This is a genomic window from Pseudoxanthomonas sp. SE1 (assembly GCF_029542205.1).
GTDB lineage: Bacteria > Pseudomonadota > Gammaproteobacteria > Xanthomonadales > Xanthomonadaceae > Pseudoxanthomonas_A.
On sequence record NZ_CP113783.1, the window covers coordinates 4,188,997 to 4,207,159 of the forward strand.

Sequence of the window (18,163 nt, forward strand, 5' to 3'; positions counted from 1 at the left end):
CGCCCGTGTTCGCGTGCCGCTCATGCAGGTGAAAGCGGCGTGGACTATTCAGTTTGAAGCCGTCGGATTCACCCGGGGGTGATGTGGGCGTGGGCAGGATCGCCGCTACACCCTTGCAGGAGAATCCCATGCACACCACCCGCTACCGCCAGCACCTGTTGACCCTGGCCGCGCTTGCCGCCCTTTCCGGCACCGCCTTCGCGCAGGCGCCCGCGCCCACGGCCGGCAAGGACGCGCTGAAGGAGCCGCAGGTACGCGCGCTGCTGACCGAGAAGGGCTACACCAACATCGACGACCTCGATTTCGAGGACGGCCAGTGGGAGACCGATGCCACCAGCGCCAACGGTGACCGCGTCGATGTGCGCATCAATCCGGCCAGCGGCGACATCGTGGCGGAGAAGCTGGTGTCGAACCTGAGCGAGAACGACATCAAGGCCAAGCTGGCCGCCGCCGGTTACTCGAAGATCCACGATGTCGGCTTCGACGACGGCGTCTGGAAGGCCGAGGCCGAGCGGGCCGACGGCAACGATGTCGAGATCCACCTGGCCGCCAACACCGGCGAGGTCATCCACGTCGAGAACGATTGATCGACATCGTCTGCCCACCATGAAGAAGGCCGCCCGAGGGCGGCCTTCTTCTTAACGTGCCTGGGCCGAGGGAGGCCGCGCGAAACGCCAGCCCACCAGCCAGCCGATGGCCAGCAGCAGCGCCGCCAGCAGCCACGGAGCGCCGGGCAGATGCATCGGCGCCTGCTTGCCGATGAACAGCGCGAAGGTGCCGGCGAACATCATCGGACCCACGATGCCGGCCAGGCTCACCAGGCTCATCAACGCCCCCTGGATGCGGCCCTGCACGTCGGCGCCCACCTGCTGCGTGATCAGCGCCTGCGTGGCCGGACCCGCGAGGCCCCACAGCGCGCTGATCGGCAGTCCGATCAGGAACATCCAGCCGACGTCCGCCGTCCCGTAGATGAAGAAACCGACCACGCCGCAGGCCAGACCGAACAGCAGCGTGCGGCGCTCGCCGAACTTCGGTACCACACGGCCGACCAGACCCGCCTGTACGATCACGCTGAACACGCCGACCGCGGCCAATACCCAGCTGACCTGGCGCTCGCTCCAGCGATACTGGTACTCGGCGAACAGCACGAACACGCTCGGATAGACGTAGTGCGCGAGGTTGGCGATCAGCACCACGGCGGCCAGCCCGAACACCTGCGGATAGCGCTTCAGCAACACCATCGATCCGACCGGGTTGGCATGCGCCCAGTCGAACGTCGCGGTCCGCTTCTCCTTCGGCAGCGATTCCGGCAGCACGAAGTAGCCGTACAGGAAGTTCAGCAGCGCCAGGCCCGCCGCGAACCAGAACGGCAGGCGCAGGTCGATGGCACCCAGCTCGCCGCCGATGATCGGGCCGATGATGAAACCGACGCCGAATGCGGCGCCGATCATGCCGAAGGCCTTCGCGCGGCCTTCCGGCGGCGTGATGTCGGCGATGTAGGCATTGGCCGTGGTGAAACTGGCCGAGAACACCCCCGAGAAAATGCGCGCCACCAGCAACCAGGGCAACGACTGCGCGAGTGCCATCAGGATGAAGTCGACGCCCAGCCCCAGGCACGACAGCAGGATCACCGGCCGACGGCCGAAGCGGTCCGACAGTGTTCCCTGGATCGGGGTGCAGACGAACTGGATGGCCGCGAACAGCATGCCGAACACGCCCACCCACCATGCGGCCTGCGCGAAGTCACCGCCCGTGAACTGGCGCACCAGCCCCGGCAGAACCGGAATGATCACGCCGAACGACAGCACGTCGATCAGCACGGTGATGAAGATGAAGATCAGCGCGGCGCGACGACCGGGTTGTGCGTGCGATTCGGCGTTCACGGGACCGGGACAGGCGGAAGGGTGCGCAAGTGTAGGCCATGCCACCAGCCGTGGTGGAGGCTTCTTGTGGGAGCGACGTCAGTCGCGATCGCAGACCATGGCGGTCCATGATGTTCGATGTTCGCGATCTGGACGCACTTCCGCACCCTTGGCGCCGTGCACACCGGTACGCGTGCGATCGCGACTGACGTCGCTCCCACAGGTGGGCTCTACAGGACGGCCGCCGAGATCACATGGCTCAGCCGATGGCGCTGGCCGGGCTCCAGTTCGATGGCATCGTCGCTCGCATTCGCGGCTTCCAGGCAAACAAAGTTCCGCCATCCCGCGTCGGGCAGATCGGCCATGCCGCGCGCGCCGGCCTCGCCCGGATTCCACACCACCAGCGAGCGGCTGCCGAAGGTGTCGAGCCGGATGCGGCGACCGCCTGCGGGGTCGAGCAGGTCGAACCGGTGTCCGGTGCCGGCATAGATGCGGTCGCTGCGGCCAGGATCGCGCGGGTCGTGCAGCGACCAGTCGCCGGACTGCACGTGCGTGCCGCCGTCGTACTTGTCGTCGTAGCGCAGGCCGTCGAGCCCGGTGACGCGCACCTGCATCGCATCGGCGACGTGGAAGTAGGTATGCAGGGCCTGCGTCAGCCGGTACGGTGCTTCACCACGATGCAGCGTGTCGATGCTCTGCCGCAGCTCGCGCCCGATGTGCAGGGACATCTGCAGTTCCAGCGGCACGCCGTCGCGCAGCGGCAACGCGAGCTTCAGCACGACACCGCCATCGGCTTCGCGACGCGCGTCGGTCAGCGGCCAGCGCGAGAGGCGGGCGTGGCCGTGTTGGGGGGCGTCGTCCGGCTGTCCCTGTCTGCCGAAGTACGGCCAGCAGACAGGCACACCGCCCCGGATCGCTTTCGGCGGCAATGCGGTGGTGGGTGATACCCAGAGCAGGTCATCGAAGCCTGTTGGCACGAACGACAGCACCTGCGCGCCATGCAGACTGAGGCGGGCGACGGAGAACGGTGTTTCCACACGCAGCACGTCGATGCCCTGCCAGGCCTCACGGGTCACGCCATCGGGAAGCGCATTCATGGCCGGGGCGACTCCGGCAGCGCAACGGGAGGACCTTCGGCCTTCAATGCGGTGAGGATTTTCGTGCCAGCCCGGCCGTCTGCGGGCAGCAGGCCCAGGCGCTGCTGTTCGAGGACGATGGCGCGCCGCGTCTGCGTACCGATCATGCCGTCCGCGGTACCGATGGCGTGGCCTCGCGCGAGCAGCAGGGTTTGCAGCGCACGGCGTTCCGGACGCCCCAGGCCGGGATCGTCCGTCGGCCAGGCCGTGACCAGGCCCGTGCCGCCACGCAGGCGGTCGGCCAGCAGCGCGATGGCCAACGCGTAGCTTTCCGCTGCGTTGTAGGAATAGATCGCGTCGTAGTTCTTGAACACCACGAACGCAGGACCCGCGACACCCGTCGGCACCAGCACTGCGGCATTGCGGTCATCCGCCGGCAACGGCTGGCCATCGATGCGGGTCAAGCCCTGCGCCACCCACTGGGTCAGGGGCTTGCGGCTCGTGCGTCCTGCCTGCGCGATGTCGAAGCCGGCAGGCAGCCTCACCTCATACCCCCACGGCTCGCCGGTGCGCCATCCGGACTTCACCAGATAGTTCGCGGTAGAAGCCAGCGCATCGGGAATGCTGTCGATCAGGTTGCGACGACCATCGCCGTCGAAGTCGACCGCGATGCGTTCGTATGTGCTGGGCATGAACTGCGTATGGCCGAAGGCGCCGGCCCACGATCCGTTCAATCCCTCCGCCCGCACGTCGCCGGCCTGCAGCAACTCCAGCGTGGTCAGGAACTCGCCGCGGAAGAACGCCTGGCGACGGCCGAAGCACGACAGCGTGGAAAGCGACACCAGCAGCGGGCGTTTGCCGAACACGCGACCGTAGTCGCTCTCCACGCCCCACACGGCGACGACGGTCGCAGGGTCCACGCCATAGGCCTGCGATACGCGGCCCAGCAGTTCCGCATGCGTCGTCAGCATCGCCTGCCCGTCCGCCACGCGCTGGTCATCGACCAGCGCGGCCAGGTAATCCCACAGCGGCGTGGTGAACTCCGGCTGCGCATCCAGCAGGTCCAGCACGCTCATGTCGGCGACCAGGTCTTTCGTGTAGGTGTCGAAGCTGGCCGTCGTGACGCCCTGCTTTTCGGCAATGCCGCGCAGGGTGGTCATGCAGGTGGTGAAGACGGGATCCGGCACCGGCCCGGCAATGGCGGCCGATACGGGTGGCGAAGGAGCCACGACCGGGGGCGAATCCTGCGCAAAGATGGGACCTGCCGCCATCGACAGCAGAAGCAAGAGCGCGGAGTGTTTCATGGCGGCCTCCCTGGCCTTTTCTGGGGGAGGCGTCACTTTGCCCTCAGGTGACTGCGAAGCCAAGCCACCGATTGCGCGGGCGAGGCCATGTCGCTTGGAACGTCACCGGGGATGGACGCTCCAGTAGACCTCTGTCTTCGGCGAGCAATGGAAGCCCTCCAGCCGTGTATCCACACTCAGATGTTCAAGGATGTCATTGGAAGCGCACAGGAACGTGCAGTGACTATCCCAATGGGCCGTCCATAGCAGGCGCCGGTCCGGGGTGTGGATGCTGCAGTGGGAGGGAAGCTGCACGGAACCAGCCACCAGGTCGCCGATCGGATGCATTCGGGCGCCTTCCCCGAATTCATCCGCGACGACAGCCGCGTCATGACCAAGCTCCGCGAACATCTGCATCACCATCGCAAACATCAGTTCCGGATGGTGGCCTTCGGCCGGAGGGATGAGTCCTTCTCTTGCAAGGCAAGACACCAGCCGTTCCGCCAGATCCTCGCGACACAGATCGCGACGCAGTCCAAGGAGCGAGGTCCTCAGCGCGATGTCGATCTCCTCGAGCGACTCGAAGCCCGCGAGCCGCTGGACGTCGGCCCAGCAGACCGGCGCGCAGTTCGCCACGATCATCCGATGATCCGGATAGGTGTCTGGCCGGAACCGATCCCGCAGCATCGAACGCGGCCTGATGAAAGGCGAGAGCGCCACGTAAATCGTGTCGTACTCGCCCGCGAAATGCGCGAGGATCTTCCCGTCCTGCGGACACCTCGGCGACACGGACCCGCCGAGCGGAACACTCATGGCGCCTCCCTGTTGCCCGGTCGTCCGTGCAGGCTGCAATGACCCGCCGGCGTCATTCGACCTTTACCTCATACTCCACCACCTCCACCGGCGGCACCGTTTCCCACGAACGCCGATAAACCATCCGCACGGTGACCTCGCCCGGCTTCTCCGCGCGGAACCACCAACGCGCCAGCGACGGTGCGCCCGGCATCGGCGGCTGGGTATCCATCGGCGGCGGCGTGGCCGGGCCGGTGGTCCGGGCCAGCACCGGGGCACCGTCCGAGGTGAATTCCCACTGGTAGCCCGTGCTGGCATTGGCCATCAAGGCAATCTCGAGCACCTGGCCCACCCGCATCGTCACCGGCGCGTCGCCTTGTGGGCGGACCAGGCCATCGTCAGACAGCGCATCCGTGGGCGGACCGCTGCCAATGACGGGGCCGCTGGCACAGGCAAACAGCAGCAGGCACAAGCACGGCAACAGCAGTGATCGCATGGTCGCGTCCTTCCTGGAGACGCCGTCCTTATACACCCCGGCTTTAGGCCCCGTCCGTAAAATGGCGGCATGAACAATACCCCCCAGGATTCCTCGCTGGGTCGCGAGGTCGCGTATCCCGCGCATTACGACCCCACCCTGCTGTTCCCCATCCCGCGCCAGGGTGCGCGGGACGAGATCGGCATCGCCGCCGATGCCCTGCCCTTCGTCGGCCACGACCGCTGGCATGGCTATGAACTGAGCTGGCTGGATGCCCGCGGCAAGCCGCGCGTGGCGACCGCCACCCTGACCGTGCCGTGCACGTCGCCGTGCCTGATCGAATCCAAGTCGCTCAAGCTCTACCTCAACTCGCTCAACAGCACCCGCTTCAACAGCGACGCCGCCGTGCTGGAGCGCATCGCCACGGACCTGTCGGCGCGCGCCGGCGCGGATGTGGGCGTGGTGCTCGGCCTTCCACCGATGGCGGAAGCACCCGAGGGTGAATCGATCGATGAGCTGGACGTGGAGATCGACCATTACGGCCCGCCGCGTGCCGAGTTCCTGGCCGCCGATCCGGAAGAACAGGTCGAGGAAGTGCTGTCGTCCGGATTGCTGAAGTCGAACTGCCCCGTCACCGGCCAGCCCGACTGGGCCACGGTGGTGATCCGTTACCGCGGCCCGCGCGTCGACCGTGTCGAGCTGCTGCGCTATCTGGTCAGCTTCCGCGACCACGCCGAATTCCACGAACAATGCGTCGAACGGATTTTCCACGACGTGATGGCGCACTGCCGGCCTTCGTCACTGTCCGTCGAAGCGCGCTACACACGGCGTGGTGGCCTGGACATCAACCCGTGGCGGGCAACGTCGGACATGAATGCACCGCTCATGAAGCGCGACGTACGACAGTAAAGTTACTCAGGTAACAATAGAGCCCATTTCACGCCCGCGCTATGGTTTCTTAACAACGCACGTGCAACGCTTGCTCATCCCACAGCCCGCCAGGAAGGGTGGTTGCAATGAGCACAGAAAAGAAGGCTGACTTCTCAGACGTCAGCGCTAAGGTGACATCGACCGAGCAGATCGTCGAGAAAGCGGATTTCTCGGACGTTACTGCGCGCGTCGAGAGCACCGAGGAGATCGTGGGTCAGCAGACCTATACGATCGAGAAGGGCGACACGCTCTCCAAGATCGCGAAGGAACATCTCGGCAGCGCCAATGCGTGGAAGCAGATCTTCGAAGCCAATCGCGACACCATCGACGATCCGGACCGCGTCTTTCCCGGGCAGGTCATCAAGCTGCCCCCGAAGCCTGCCGACGCCTGATCGCCACTCCACTTCATCCACAAGGATCGAACCCATGAAGCAGAACCGCATTTCTTACGCACTGGCCGCTGCGCTGGTCGGCACCGTCGCCCTGGTCGGCTGCAAGAAGAAAGAAGAACCCGTCGTCGCGCCGCCGGCCGCCGTTGAGCCGGCGCCTGCACCCGCCGAGCCCATACCCGCGCCCATGCCTGTCAGCGCAACCAGTGTGACGGTTGGTAACACGATTGCTGCGGACAAGTCCGTCGCCGCCGTCGGCATGTTCGGCGTCAAGGACAAGATCATCGTGTCGGTCAAGACCGATGCCGCCACGCCGGCCGACGCCACCATTGACGCCAAGCTGACCTTCCAGGACGGCCAGGAAGCCGGCAAGCAGTCCACGACCGTCAAGGCCGAAGACGCTGGCACCACCAACATCGAGTTCACCAAGGCCACTGATTGGCCTGCCGGCAAGTACAAGGTCGACGTGACCTTGAATGGCCAGCCGGTCGGCATGACCCAGGAAATCGAAGTCAAGTAATCCGCAAGGCAAGTCTCTCTCCCACGTGTGTGGGGCAAGCTCGGGCGTGGAGGAATCCACGCCCGCTTTTTTTGCGTGGCGTTTGGACAGATGGACCGTTCCGGCCGCAACCGCTCCGAGCTTTCCCGCCTGTCCCGGGACAGGTGCGGCATGCGACACCGGCATCCATACCCCCTCGTTTTGCCCTGGGTGCGGCGGCGCGCGACAATGGCGTGCTGATTTCCCCATCGCCCCTTGTCGAGAGTCCTGATCCCCATGTCGGATACGCCCCGCATCATCTACACCCTCACCGATGAAGCCCCGTTCCTCGCCACCCAGTCGCTGCTGCCGATCGTCGAAGCGTTCACCAAGCCCGCCGGCATCGCCGTGGAGACCCGCGACATCTCGCTGGCCGGCCGCCTCCTGTCGCAGTTCCCCGAATACCTGAGCGATGCGCAGAAGATCAGCGACGACCTGGCCGAGCTGGGCCAGCTGGCGACGCAGCCGGAAGCCAACATCATCAAGCTGCCCAACATCAGCGCCTCGGTGCCGCAGCTGAAGGCCGCCATCAAGGAACTTCAATCCCAGGGCTATCCGCTCCCGGACTACCCCGACGAGCCGAAAGACGACAAGGAGAAGGACGCCAAGGCGCGCTACGACAAGGTCAAGGGCAGCGCGGTGAACCCGGTGCTGCGTGAAGGCAATTCCGACCGCCGCGCGCCGCTGTCGGTCAAGAACTTCGCCCGCAAGCACCCGCACCGCATGGGCGCGTGGAGCCGCGATTCGAAGTCGCATGTCGCGCACATGGCGTCCGGTGATTTCTTCGGCAGCGAACAATCGGCCACGCTGGCGGCCGATGGCGCGTTGAAGATCGAACTGGTCGACACCGACGGCACGGTCACCGTGCTGAAGGACAAGGTGAAGGTGAAGGCTGGCGAGATCGTCGATGCCGCCTCGATGAGCCGCAAGGCGCTGGCCGCGTTCGTCGCCGCCGAGATCGCCGATGCGAAGGCCAAGGGTGTGCTGTTCTCGCTGCACCTCAAGGCCACGATGATGAAGGTCTCCGACCCCATCATGTTCGGCGTGGTCGTCAACGAGTTCTACAAGACCGCGCTGGCCAGGCATGCCGCCGTGCTGGAGCAGATCGGTTTCGACGCCAACAACGGCCTCGGCGACCTGTATGGCCGCCTGGGCGCACTGCCGGCCGAGCAGCAGGAAGCCATCAAGGCCGACCTGCAGGCCGTCTATGCCGACAGCGCCGCCGTGGCGATGGTGAATTCCGACAAGGGCATCACCAACCTGCACGTGCCGAGCGACGTGATCGTCGACGCCTCGATGCCGGCGATGATCCGCGACTCCGGCAAGATGTGGAATGCCGAGGGCAAGCTGCAGGACACCAAGGCCGTCATCCCCGACCGCTGCTACGCCGGCATCTACCAGGCCGTCATCGACGACTGCCGCGCCAACGGCGCGTTCGACCCGGCCACCATGGGCAGCGTGCCCAACGTCGGCCTGATGGCGCAGAAGGCCGAGGAGTACGGCAGCCACGACAAGACCTTCCAAATCCCCGCCGACGGCGTTGTGCGCGTCACCGACGACGCCGGCAAGGTGGTGTTCGAGCAGAAGGTGGAAGCCGGCGACATCTGGCGCATGTGCCAGACCAAGGACGCGCCGATCCAGGACTGGGTGAAGCTGGCCGTGGGCCGCGCACGCCTGAGCAAGACGCCTGCGATCTTCTGGCTGGACAAGGCCCGCGCGCACGACGCGCAGGTGATCGCGAAGGTCGAGCAGTACCTGAAGGACTACACCATCGACACGCTGGACATCCGCATCCTGCCGCCGGTCGACGCGATGAAGGTGTCGCTGGAGCGCATCCGCAAGGGTGAGGACACCATCTCGGTGACCGGCAACGTGCTGCGCGACTACCTGACCGACCTGTTCCCGATCATGGAACTGGGCACCAGCGCGAAGATGCTGTCGATCGTGCCGCTGATGGCCGGCGGCGGCCTGTTCGAGACCGGTGCCGGCGGCTCGGCACCGAAGCACGTGCAGCAGTTCCTGGAAGAGGACTACCTGCGCTGGGATTCGCTGGGCGAATTCCTGGCGCTGGCGGCGTCGCTGGAGCACCTGGGCCAGCGTTACCTCAACACGCCCGCCAAGGTGCTGGCCAACGCGCTGGACGTGGCCAACGGCCGCATCCTCGACGAGAACCGCTCGCCCGCGCGCAAGGTCGGCGAACTCGACAACCGCGGCAGCCACTTCTATCTGGCCCTGTACTGGGCGCAGGCGCTGGCCGCGCAGGACGAGAACGCCGAGTTGAAGGCGACGTTCGCACCGCTGGCGAAGGCCCTGGCGGACAACGAAGCCACGATCCTCGGCGAGTTGAATGGCGCGCAGGGCAAGGCGCTGGACATCGGCGGCTACTACCACCCCGACCTCGCGAAGACCGCGGCCGCGATGCGTCCCAGCAAGACCTTCAACGACACGCTCGCGACGCTGTCTGCCTGACGTCAAACACCTCACCGCTGCATCCGACGCCCGGCCTCTGCCGGGCGTTGTGTTTCCAGTCTGCGATCTCCACTGTAGGAGGGGCTTTAGCCCCGACAGGAACAACGCTGGATCGGTGGTCGAGGCCAAAGCCCCTCCTGCAGCTCTGTTGCGACACGATGGAAGACACCCGCAACATCCTCCTTTTCTCGTACGGCACGTTGCAGCTGGAAAACGTGCAGCGGTCGTCCTTCGGTCGCCGGCTGGACGGCCAGCCCGATGCGATGCCCGGCTACACGCGGACGATGGTGGAGATCACCGACCCTGCCGTGCTGGCGGCCAGCGGTGAACGCTTCCATCCCATCGTCAGCCCCAGCGGCGATCCCACCGACGAAGTGGCCGGCACCGTCTTCCGCATCAGCGCCGAAGAACTCGCCGCCGCCGACCGGTACGAGGTCGAGGATTACCAGCGCGTGCAGGTGCGCCTGACGTCCGGCCGCGAAGCCTGGGTCTACGTGAAGGCATGAACCCGCAGGACGCCGGAACCGGTGTGGGAGCGACGTAAGTCGCGAAATGGCCTCCGCGGAGGTCCATCGCGACTTGCGTCGCTCCCACAATAGAGAGTGCCCTCAGCGGAACAATGACAGCGAGGTCATCGCGCGCAGCCGGCGCGCGCTCAATCGCTCGAGCGCACGCCGGTGCCGGACCTTGCCAGCCACATCGTGCACGTGGTGAAGGCGATGCTCCTGCGCCTGCGGAGACGCGACGGGGTGGGCGACATGGCCGTGCAGGAACAACATGCCCTGGCTCATGCCACCCAGCTGTTGCCACCACTGTTTCCTGGTTTCGTCTTGCATGGGACTGCTCCGTGGCGCCGGCTTCCGGCTTGAAGGACTACCAAGCTAGGCGCATCATCGGCACTGAAAAAGCGAAACCTCCGCAACCCAGCCTTGAGGTGGATTCAAGATGAGCCGGCTGCCGCTGGACCAGGTGGATGCCTTCGTCACCGCCGCGCGACTGCGCAACCTGACGCGTGCGGCCGAGGCGATGCACCTGACCGTCAGCGCGCTTAGCCACCGCATGCGATTGCTGGAACAGCGGCTGGGCCACAAGCTGCTCGCACGCGGTCCGCGCGGGGTGGAACTGACGCCGGACGGACAGCGCCTGTTCGATGCGATCTCGGGCCCGCTCGACACCATCGACCATGCCCTGCGTCGCGCGACCTTGCGCAACGACCACACGGTCACGCTGAGCCTGATCCCGTCGATGGCGACCGCATGGCTGGTGCCGCGCCTTCCGGCCTTCCTCGCCGCGCATCCGGAGCTCGGCCTCAACCTACAGTCGAGCACGCACGTGGTCGATTTCGAGCGCGAACCCGTGGACCTGGCGCTGCGCCTCGGGGGCGGCCGTTGGCCGAACGTGCACGCCGAGTTCCTGTTCCACGAATGGATCACGCCCGTGGCCAGTCCCGCACTGGTGAAGAAGCACGGCAAGCCGGCACCGGACCAGATGGCGAAGCTGCCACTGCTCGGCGACCCTGCCAATCGCTGGAAGGACTGGTTCGAGCACTTCGGCGGGCAACCGCCCATGCGCTACGTGGCGCAGTTCGACGATACCGAGACGTTGCACCAGGCCGCAGCGCAGGGCGTCGGCGTGGCGCTGGCGCGCTGGACGCTGGCCGAGCCGCTGGTGAAAGCCGGGCGGCTGGTGATGCTGACGAAGAAACGGCTGCAGGCGGACTTCGCGCACTACCTGGTCTATCCCGAGCGCAGCCTCGCGCATCCCGGCTTCCGCAAGGTGCGTGGCTGGTTGCTGGAACAGGCGGGCATCGCGGTGGAGCGATGACTCCAGCGGACGGCGGCTAACATCGCGCGCATGGTCCACGACGACGCCATCGCCCGCCTGATCCACGACGCCTTCGCGGACTACCACGCGCGGTTCGCGGAGATCACGCAGCGTGCGAAAGGCCGGTTCGAGACGATGGACTGGGCGGGCGCCCGCGCCGATGCGGTCGAACGCATCGAACTGTACGACCAGTGCATCGCCGAGTGCGCGCTGCGGCTTCAATCGGTACTGCTGGGACAGGCCCATGACCGGACGCTGTGGATCGCCGCGCGCACGGCGTTCGAGAAGTTGGTCGCCGGACAGATCGACCGCGAGCTCTACAAGACCTTCTACAACACGCTCAGCCGGCGCTTCCTGCGCATCCGCGGCGTGGATCCGGCGCTTGAGTTCGTGGCGCTGGATGTCGAACCCACCGACGCCATCACCCACCCGGTCGCGCGCCACAGCTACGCGGTGTCCGAGCAGCGGCCGACCGACACCTTCGCACGCGTATTGGCGGACTACGGTTTCGACGTTCCCTACGCGCACCGCACCCGCTGTGCCGCCGCGATCGCGGTGCGCCTGCAGGATGATCTGGCGCACTGGGGCGCGAACCCGGTGCGCGGCATCGAGCTGCTGGACACCGTGTTCTACCGCGAACGGCGTGCCTATCTGGTGGGCCGCGTGTTCGGCGAACACCGGTTCTCGCCCTGTGTCATCGCCCTGATCAACGACGGCGGACAGCTGAAGGCCGAAGCGGTGCTGACCCATCGCGGCGACGTGGCGCACCTGTTCGGCACCTCGCGCAGCTATTTCCATGCCGACCTGACAACGGTCGGCGACGCGGTGGTGTTCCTGCGTTCGCTGTTGCCGGGCAAGCCGATCGACGAGATCTACACGGTGCTCGGCCGCGCCAAGCAGGGCAAGACCGAGCGCTACCGGACGTTCTTCCATCATTTCGCCGCGCTCCCGGACGAGCGGCTGGTGCACGCCGAAGGCACGCCCGGCATGGTGATGGCCGTGTTCACCTTGCCCAGCTATCCCCTGGTGTTCAAGGTGATCCGCGACCGCTTCGCCTACCCGAAGGCGATGAGCCGGCAGGACGTGGAGGACAAGTACGATTTGGTGTTCCACCTGGACCGCGTCGGCCGGCTGCTGGATACCCAGGCGTTCCGTTTCCTGCGCTTCCCGCGAGCGCGCTTCTCGCCTGAACTGCTGCAGGAGCTGCGCGAGAGCTGCGGCCAGAGCATCAGCGAGGACGGCGACGACCTGGTCATCCACCTGTGCTACGTACAGCGCCGCCTGCGGCCGCTGAATCTGTACCTGCGCGAGCAGAAGGCGGATGCGGCACGCATCGCTGCGCTCGACTATGGGCAGGCGATCAAGGACATGGCGCGCAACAACATCTTCCCCGGCGACATGCTGCTGAAGAACTTCGGCGTATCGCGCCACGGCCGCGTCGTGTTCTACGACTACGACGAAATCCGCCTGCTCACCGATTGCCGGTTCCGCGACTGGCCGCAACCGACCACGTACGAGGAACAGATGGCGGACAGTCCCTGGTTCCACGTGGACGCGGGCGACGTGTTCCCCGAGCGCTTCCCGCAATTCCTGGGCCTGCCCGAATTGCAGGCGAAAGCATTGAAGGCCGCGCATGGCGACCTGTTCCGTCCCGCCTGGTGGCGCGACCTCCAGTCGCACCTCGCCGACGGCCACTACCCGGATACTGCGCCGTATCCGGATGCGTTGAAGCTGGCGTGACCACGCGCATGCGGACTCGATACGCATCGCGCTACCCTTGCCGGCATCCGGAGAACGCTGTCCTGCCATGAGCACCTACCGCCTCGATTCGATCTTCCGACCGCGTGCCGTGGCGGTGGTGGGCAGCCAGTCGCGGCCGCGATCGGTCGGTCGTGCGGTGATCGAGAACCTGCGCGCCGGTGGCTTCGAGGGCCAGATCGGGCTGGTGAACAGACACCCGACACCGATGGACGGCGTTGCGACTGTGCGGCATCTGCGCGACCTGCCGTGGACACCGGACCTGGTGGTGATCGCCACGCCGGCGGCCACCGTGCCGCAGCTGGCGGCGGACGCGGCGGAAAAGGGAGCCGGCGCCGTGGTCGTGCTGACCGCCGCGATGGGCAGCGGCCCAGGTTCCCCGGCGGCGCAGCTCGAAACGCTCACGCGCGAGAAGGGGCTGCGCGTTCTCGGCCCGAACTGCCTGGGCGTGATCGCCCCGCACGCGCGCCTGAACGCCAGCCTCGCGAGCCGCTTTCCGAAGGCCGGCGACCTCGCGCTGATTTCGCAGTCGGGTGCGATCTCCGGCGGCCTGGTGGAATGGAGCATGAGCCAGCCGGTCGGTTTCTCCGCCGTCGTGTCGCTGGGCGATGCGCTGGACGTGGATTTCGCCGACCTGCTGGACTACTTCGCCACCGACACCCGCACGCGCGCGATCCTGCTGTACGTGGAAGCCATCCGCGATGCGCGCAAGTTCATGTCGGCCGCACGTGCCGCTGCGCGCACCAAGCCGGTGGTGGTGGTGAAATCCGGACACAGCGGCCGCGCACAGGTGACGCCGGCCGGGAGTACGCACACGCAGAACCTGGCACGGCCGAACGCGGTGTATGGCGCGGCATTCCGTCGCGCCGGCCTGCTGCGCGTGCGCTCGCTGCACGAACTGTTCGCCGCCGCACGCACGCTGGGCCAGGTGCGTCCGTTCCACGGCCGTCGCCTGGCGATCCTGACCAATGGCGGTGGCGTGGGGGCCCTGTCTGTCGATCATCTTTACGAACAGGGCGGCACGCTGGCGACACTGTCGGACGCCACCCGCGATGCGCTCGACCGCATCCTGCCGGTGGGCTGGTCGCGCACCAACCCGGTCGACCTGCTGACCGACATCGATGCCGACCGCTACGCCGCGACGATCGAGGCGCTGCTTGCCGATCCGGAAAACGATGCACTGCTCGCCGTCAACGTGCCGACGGTATTGTCTTCATCCTCTGAAGCCGCGCATGCGGTCACCCACGTGCTGGCGCAGCGGCCGGCACACGGCGCGCGCAAACCGGTCTTCACCGTCTGGCTGGGCAACGATCCGCAAGCGGAAGCCATCCTCGATGCCGCCCAGGTGCCGCGCTATCCGAACGAGTCAGACGCCGTCGCCGGCTTCATGCACCTGGTCCGCCACCGCGAGGTGCAGGCCGCGCTGATGGAGACGCCGCCCAGCCTGCCGGAGGATTTCAGTCCCGACATGGTCACTGCGCGCGCGCTGGTCGATGCAGCGCTGGATGCCGGCCAGACCTGGCTGGATCCCCTGGCCACCACGCAGCTGCTCGCGGCGTACGGCATCCCGATGGCGCCGCTGTGGCGGGCCACCGACGCCGAGGATGCCGCCCGCATCGCAGCGCCGCTGCTGGCCGAAGGTGCGACGGTGGCGGTGAAGATCCTGTCGCCCGACATTCCACACAAGTCGGACGTCGATGGCGTCCGCCTCAACCTGCCGAACGCCAATGCCGTGCGCGAAGCCACGACCAACATCCTGCAGCGCGCGCGCGAACGCCGGCCGGACGCGCGCATCGAAGGCGTGCTGGTACAGCCGACAGTCCTGCGACCGAAAGCACGCGAGCTGATCGCCGGGATCGCCGACGATCCTGTGTTCGGGCCGGTGATCGCGTTCGGCCGTGGGGGCACCGCGGTGGAAGTCATCAACGACCAGGCCGTCGCGCTGCCGCCGCTGGACCTGCGCCTGGCGCACGAACTGATCGCGCGCACCCGCGTTTCGCGCGTGCTGAAGGCTTACCGCGATGTCCCGGCCGCCGATGAGCGTGCAGTCGCGCTGGTGCTGGTGAAGCTGGCGCAACTGGCCGCCGACATCCCCGAGATCCAGCAGCTCGACATCAATCCGCTGCTCGCCGACCGTGATGGTGTGGTGGCCGTGGACGCGCGCATCGCGCTCGCGCGCGGTCGCGCGCTGCACAAGGGCCGCGGCCATCCGCGCTTCGCGATTTTTCCGTATCCGAAGGAATGGGAGCGGACCATCGACCTCGCCGACGGCCGACCGGCGCTGGTGCGCCCGGTACGGCCGGAAGACGACGCGATGTTCCGCGAATTCTTCACCCACGTGACCGACGAAGACCTGCGCCTGCGTTTCTTCCAGTCCGTGCGCCACTTCAGCCACGAATTCATCGCGCGCCTGACCCAGCTCGACTACGCGCGCTCGATCGCACTGGTGGCGGTGCATCCGGATACGCACGAGATGCTCGGTGCAGTGCGCCTGCACGCCGACGCGAACTACGAGAAGGGTGAGTACGGCATCCTGGTGCGCTCGGACCTCAAGGGCCACGGCATCGGCTGGAAGTTGATGCAGATCATGATCGAGTACGCGCAGTGGCAAGGCCTGAAACTCATCGAAGGCCAGGTGTTGCGCGAGAACCGCACCATGCTGGCGATGTGCGAGAGCCTGGGCTTTCAGGTGAAGTTGGATCCGGACGACCCCACGCTGATGAATGTCAGCCTGCCGGTGCCCTCCTCCGCATGAAGCGCCGCGCCGTAGTTGTCGCGACATCGCTGGCGCTGGTGGCTTCGATTGCCGGCGTCATGACATGGAAAGCTGCGCACATGAGGCGCACTCCCGTACCCAAGGCGTCGATACCGGAAGGTGCGAGCCTCCTGGAGACTGCTCACTACCGCGTGCACAGCACGGCGACGCCCGCACAGACCCGGGAGATCGCCGCCGCTGCGGAAAGCCTGCATGCCGCCTACCTATCGCTGTTCTCAGACCACGTGGTGCTGTCGACCACGCCGCTGACCCTGGTGCTCTATCGCGACGCGGACGAGTTTGCGCGCAACAACCGCAGCCGACCGTGGGCGGAAGCCTACTATCTGCGCCCCGCCTGCTACGCGTACTACGGGGGCGGAAAGGCGAACCCTTACCACTGGATGCTGCACGAAGCCACGCACCAACTGAATACCGAAGTCGCCGGATGGCGCCTGCCCGCCTGGGCCAATGAGGGCGTCGCCAGCTATCTGGGCGCTGGCTGGATGGAGAACGGCGTCCTGACACCTGGCCGCAGCGACCCGGATGCGCATCCAGTCTGGTGGCTGTCCGGCATGGGGTTGACGGGCAATCTACCTGCCGACGTCGCCGCGGGCCGCATCATTCCGTTGCAACAGTTGCTGGAAGGCACGGGCCCCGACATCAACCAACACGTCAACTTGTACTACCTGCACTACTGGAGCCTGTCCCACTTCCTCTTCCACGCGCGGGAAGGCGCATACGCGGCACCCTACAAGCAGCTATTGGCGCAAGGTGCCGCGACACACGATTTCGAACGACTGATCGGGCCCCTCGACGCCATCGAATCCGAGTGGTACGGCTACCTGCTGGCGGCCATGAAGATGATGCAGCGACACGAGGTGGAGAACCGCATCGCGCGCTGAGCGCACTCTGTCAGAGCTTCACCACCACCTTGCCGAAGTTCTCCCCGCGCAGCAGGCCGATCAGCGCACGTGGCGCACTCTCCAGCCCTTCCACGATGTCCTCGCGGTAGCGGATCTTGCCTTCGGCGAGCCATGCGCCCATCTCGCGCAGGAACTGTGGATACAGCGCGATGAAGTCGTGCTGGATGAAGCCACGCACGGTCAGGTGGCGGGTCAGGATCTGGCTCATCAGCCATGGCATGCGGTCGGGGCCGGGCGGCAGTGCGGTGTCGTTGTAGTACGCGACCAGTCCGCAGACCGGGATGCGGGCGAAGTCGTTGAGCAGCGGCACCACCGCATCGAAGACCGCGCCGCCGACATTCTCGAAGTACACATCGATGCCGTCGGGACAGGCGGTGCGCAGCCGGTCGGCGAAGTCCGGCGTGCGATGGTCGAGCGCCACATCGAAGCCGAGCTCATCGCGCAGGTAGGCGCGCTTGGCTTCGCCACCGGCGATGCCGACGGTACGCGCGCCCTGCAGCTTCGCGATCTGTCCCACGGTCGCGCCGACCGGTCCGCTGGCCGCGGCGACCACGACGGTTTCGCCGGGCTGCGGCTTGCCGATCTCGTGCAGACCGACGTAGGCGGTGAATCCCGGCATGCCATGCACGCCCAACGCGGTGGTCAGTGGCGCGACATGCGCATCCAGCTTGCGCTTCAGCGTCCGTCCATCGGCAACGGCATGTGTCTGCCAGCCGCCGTGCGCCAGCACCATGTCGCCGACATGGAGGTCGGGATGACGCGAATCGATGACCTCAGAGACCGTGCCGCCGTCCATCACCTCGCCGATCTCGACCGGCTTCGCGTACGACCGACCGGCATTCATGCGCCCTCGCATGTAAGGATCCAGCGACAGGTAGCGGTTGCGCAGCAGTACCTGGCCCTCGCAGGGCTCGGGCAGCGGCGCGTATTCGAGGCGGAAGTCGTCTGCGGTCGGTTCGCCCTGCGGACGCGCGGCCAGCACGATGCGGGTGTTGCGGTCTTCGCCGTGGTGGTCCATGTGGCATCTCCGGTGTCAGTGACCCTTGCAGTCTAGCGACGGCGCATGGATGCGACGAAGCGTGCAGGGTA

Annotated in this window: 17 protein-coding genes; 10 read left to right on the plus strand and 7 right to left on the minus strand. The window is 66.5% G+C overall.

The window, feature by feature from the left end; genetic code table 11:
- Positions 1–128 precede the first annotated feature (128 nt).
- Positions 129–587, plus strand: a complete 459-nt coding sequence (locus OY559_RS19545) for a PepSY domain-containing protein (protein WP_277727961.1) — start codon at positions 129–131, stop codon at positions 585–587.
- 51 nt (positions 588–638) lie between these two features.
- On the opposite strand, the gene OY559_RS19550 is transcribed toward OY559_RS19545, so the two are convergent.
- From OY559_RS19550 to OY559_RS19570, 5 genes are all read right to left on the minus strand, one after another.
- Positions 639–1,883 (minus strand): TCR/Tet family MFS transporter, encoded by a 1,245-nt coding sequence (locus OY559_RS19550; RefSeq protein ID WP_277727962.1) that lies wholly within the window; start codon positions 1,881–1,883, stop codon positions 639–641.
- 209 nt (positions 1,884–2,092) lie between these two features.
- On the minus strand, positions 2,093–2,959 hold the full coding sequence (locus tag OY559_RS19555; protein ID WP_277727963.1) for a D-hexose-6-phosphate mutarotase: 867 nt from the start codon (positions 2,957–2,959) through the stop codon (positions 2,093–2,095).
- Positions 2,956–4,209: a lytic murein transglycosylase gene (locus OY559_RS19560; RefSeq protein ID WP_277730070.1), complete on the minus strand. Its 1,254-nt coding sequence runs from the start codon at positions 4,207–4,209 to the stop codon at positions 2,956–2,958. Before OY559_RS19560 ends, OY559_RS19555 begins: the two co-directional genes overlap by 4 nt.
- A gap of 135 nt (positions 4,210–4,344) precedes the next feature.
- Positions 4,345–5,034, minus strand: a complete 690-nt coding sequence (locus OY559_RS19565; protein ID WP_277727965.1) for a DUF2711 family protein — start codon at positions 5,032–5,034, stop codon at positions 4,345–4,347.
- Positions 5,035–5,086: 52 nt separating this feature from the next.
- Positions 5,087–5,509 carry a protease inhibitor I42 family protein gene (locus OY559_RS19570; RefSeq protein WP_277727966.1) on the minus strand — a complete coding sequence of 141 codons (423 nt, stop codon included), beginning with the start codon at positions 5,507–5,509 and terminating at the stop codon, positions 5,087–5,089.
- A gap of 69 nt (positions 5,510–5,578) precedes the next feature.
- On the opposite strand from OY559_RS19570, the gene queF reads away from it, so the two are divergent.
- The 5 genes from queF (at position 5,579) to OY559_RS19595 (ending at position 10,320) form a co-directional block, all read left to right on the plus strand.
- A complete protein-coding gene (gene queF / locus OY559_RS19575; protein ID WP_277727967.1) occupies positions 5,579–6,397 on the plus strand; it encodes an NADPH-dependent 7-cyano-7-deazaguanine reductase QueF in 819 nt (272 codons plus the stop codon).
- A gap of 107 nt (positions 6,398–6,504) precedes the next feature.
- Positions 6,505–6,810 (plus strand): LysM peptidoglycan-binding domain-containing protein, encoded by a 306-nt coding sequence (locus OY559_RS19580; protein WP_277727968.1) that lies wholly within the window; start codon positions 6,505–6,507, stop codon positions 6,808–6,810.
- 34 nt (positions 6,811–6,844) lie between these two features.
- Positions 6,845–7,327 (plus strand): hypothetical protein, encoded by a 483-nt coding sequence (locus tag OY559_RS19585; protein ID WP_277727970.1) that lies wholly within the window; start codon positions 6,845–6,847, stop codon positions 7,325–7,327.
- A 255-nt stretch (positions 7,328–7,582) separates the two neighbouring features.
- Positions 7,583–9,814, plus strand: coding sequence for an NADP-dependent isocitrate dehydrogenase (locus tag OY559_RS19590; RefSeq protein WP_277727971.1), 2,232 nt, complete (start codon positions 7,583–7,585; stop codon positions 9,812–9,814).
- Positions 9,815–9,972: 158 nt separating this feature from the next.
- Positions 9,973–10,320, plus strand: a complete 348-nt coding sequence (locus tag OY559_RS19595; protein WP_277727973.1) for a gamma-glutamylcyclotransferase family protein — start codon at positions 9,973–9,975, stop codon at positions 10,318–10,320.
- Between the two features lie 102 nt (positions 10,321–10,422).
- Here the strand turns inward: OY559_RS19595 and OY559_RS19600 are convergent, their stop codons facing one another.
- Entirely contained in the window at positions 10,423–10,650 is a 228-nt protein-coding gene (locus tag OY559_RS19600; RefSeq protein ID WP_277727975.1) for a hypothetical protein, read from the minus strand.
- Between the two features lie 109 nt (positions 10,651–10,759).
- On the opposite strand from OY559_RS19600, the gene OY559_RS19605 reads away from it, so the two are divergent.
- From OY559_RS19605 to OY559_RS19620, 4 genes are all read left to right on the plus strand, one after another.
- Positions 10,760–11,638: a LysR substrate-binding domain-containing protein gene (locus tag OY559_RS19605; RefSeq protein WP_277727977.1), complete on the plus strand. Its 879-nt coding sequence runs from the start codon at positions 10,760–10,762 to the stop codon at positions 11,636–11,638.
- A gap of 30 nt (positions 11,639–11,668) precedes the next feature.
- Positions 11,669–13,378, plus strand: a complete 1,710-nt coding sequence (gene aceK, locus OY559_RS19610; RefSeq protein WP_277727978.1) for a bifunctional isocitrate dehydrogenase kinase/phosphatase — start codon at positions 11,669–11,671, stop codon at positions 13,376–13,378.
- A 67-nt stretch (positions 13,379–13,445) separates the two neighbouring features.
- A complete protein-coding gene (locus tag OY559_RS19615) occupies positions 13,446–16,151 on the plus strand; it encodes a bifunctional acetate--CoA ligase family protein/GNAT family N-acetyltransferase (protein WP_277727979.1) in 2,706 nt (901 codons plus the stop codon).
- Positions 16,148–17,053 (plus strand): hypothetical protein, encoded by a 906-nt coding sequence (locus tag OY559_RS19620; protein ID WP_277727980.1) that lies wholly within the window; start codon positions 16,148–16,150, stop codon positions 17,051–17,053. The genes OY559_RS19615 and OY559_RS19620 overlap by 4 nt, the downstream gene beginning before the upstream one ends.
- Before the next feature lie 10 nt (positions 17,054–17,063).
- Here the strand turns inward: OY559_RS19620 and OY559_RS19625 are convergent, their stop codons facing one another.
- Positions 17,064–18,092 carry an NADPH-dependent curcumin/dihydrocurcumin reductase gene (locus OY559_RS19625; protein WP_277727981.1) on the minus strand — a complete coding sequence of 343 codons (1,029 nt, stop codon included), beginning with the start codon at positions 18,090–18,092 and terminating at the stop codon, positions 17,064–17,066.
- Positions 18,093–18,163: the final 71 nt, after the last annotated feature.

Excerpts from the sequence above, each read along its gene's own strand:
- OY559_RS19545 (WP_277727961.1), top strand. The coding sequence starts at position 129 with ATGCACACCACCCGCTACCGCCAGCACCTGTTGACCCTGGCCGCGCTT.
- OY559_RS19555 (WP_277727963.1), bottom strand. The coding sequence starts at position 2,959 with ATGAATGCGCTTCCCGATGGCGTGACCCGTGAGGCCTGGCAGGGCATC.
- OY559_RS19560 (WP_277730070.1), bottom strand. The coding sequence starts at position 4,209 with ATGGCGGCAGGTCCCATCTTTGCGCAGGATTCGCCCCCGGTCGTGGCT.
- OY559_RS19565 (WP_277727965.1), bottom strand. The coding sequence starts at position 5,034 with ATGAGTGTTCCGCTCGGCGGGTCCGTGTCGCCGAGGTGTCCGCAGGAC.
- OY559_RS19570 (WP_277727966.1), bottom strand. The coding sequence starts at position 5,509 with ATGCGATCACTGCTGTTGCCGTGCTTGTGCCTGCTGCTGTTTGCCTGT.
- queF (WP_277727967.1), top strand. The coding sequence starts at position 5,579 with ATGAACAATACCCCCCAGGATTCCTCGCTGGGTCGCGAGGTCGCGTAT.
- OY559_RS19580 (WP_277727968.1), top strand. The coding sequence starts at position 6,505 with ATGAGCACAGAAAAGAAGGCTGACTTCTCAGACGTCAGCGCTAAGGTG.
- OY559_RS19585 (WP_277727970.1), top strand. The coding sequence starts at position 6,845 with ATGAAGCAGAACCGCATTTCTTACGCACTGGCCGCTGCGCTGGTCGGC.
- OY559_RS19590 (WP_277727971.1), top strand. The coding sequence starts at position 7,583 with ATGTCGGATACGCCCCGCATCATCTACACCCTCACCGATGAAGCCCCG.
- OY559_RS19595 (WP_277727973.1), top strand. The coding sequence starts at position 9,973 with ATGGAAGACACCCGCAACATCCTCCTTTTCTCGTACGGCACGTTGCAG.
- OY559_RS19600 (WP_277727975.1), bottom strand. The coding sequence starts at position 10,650 with ATGCAAGACGAAACCAGGAAACAGTGGTGGCAACAGCTGGGTGGCATG.
- OY559_RS19605 (WP_277727977.1), top strand. The coding sequence starts at position 10,760 with ATGAGCCGGCTGCCGCTGGACCAGGTGGATGCCTTCGTCACCGCCGCG.
- aceK (WP_277727978.1), top strand. The coding sequence starts at position 11,669 with ATGGTCCACGACGACGCCATCGCCCGCCTGATCCACGACGCCTTCGCG.
- OY559_RS19615 (WP_277727979.1), top strand. The coding sequence starts at position 13,446 with ATGAGCACCTACCGCCTCGATTCGATCTTCCGACCGCGTGCCGTGGCG.
- OY559_RS19620 (WP_277727980.1), top strand. The coding sequence starts at position 16,148 with ATGAAGCGCCGCGCCGTAGTTGTCGCGACATCGCTGGCGCTGGTGGCT.
- OY559_RS19625 (WP_277727981.1), bottom strand. The coding sequence starts at position 18,092 with ATGGACCACCACGGCGAAGACCGCAACACCCGCATCGTGCTGGCCGCG.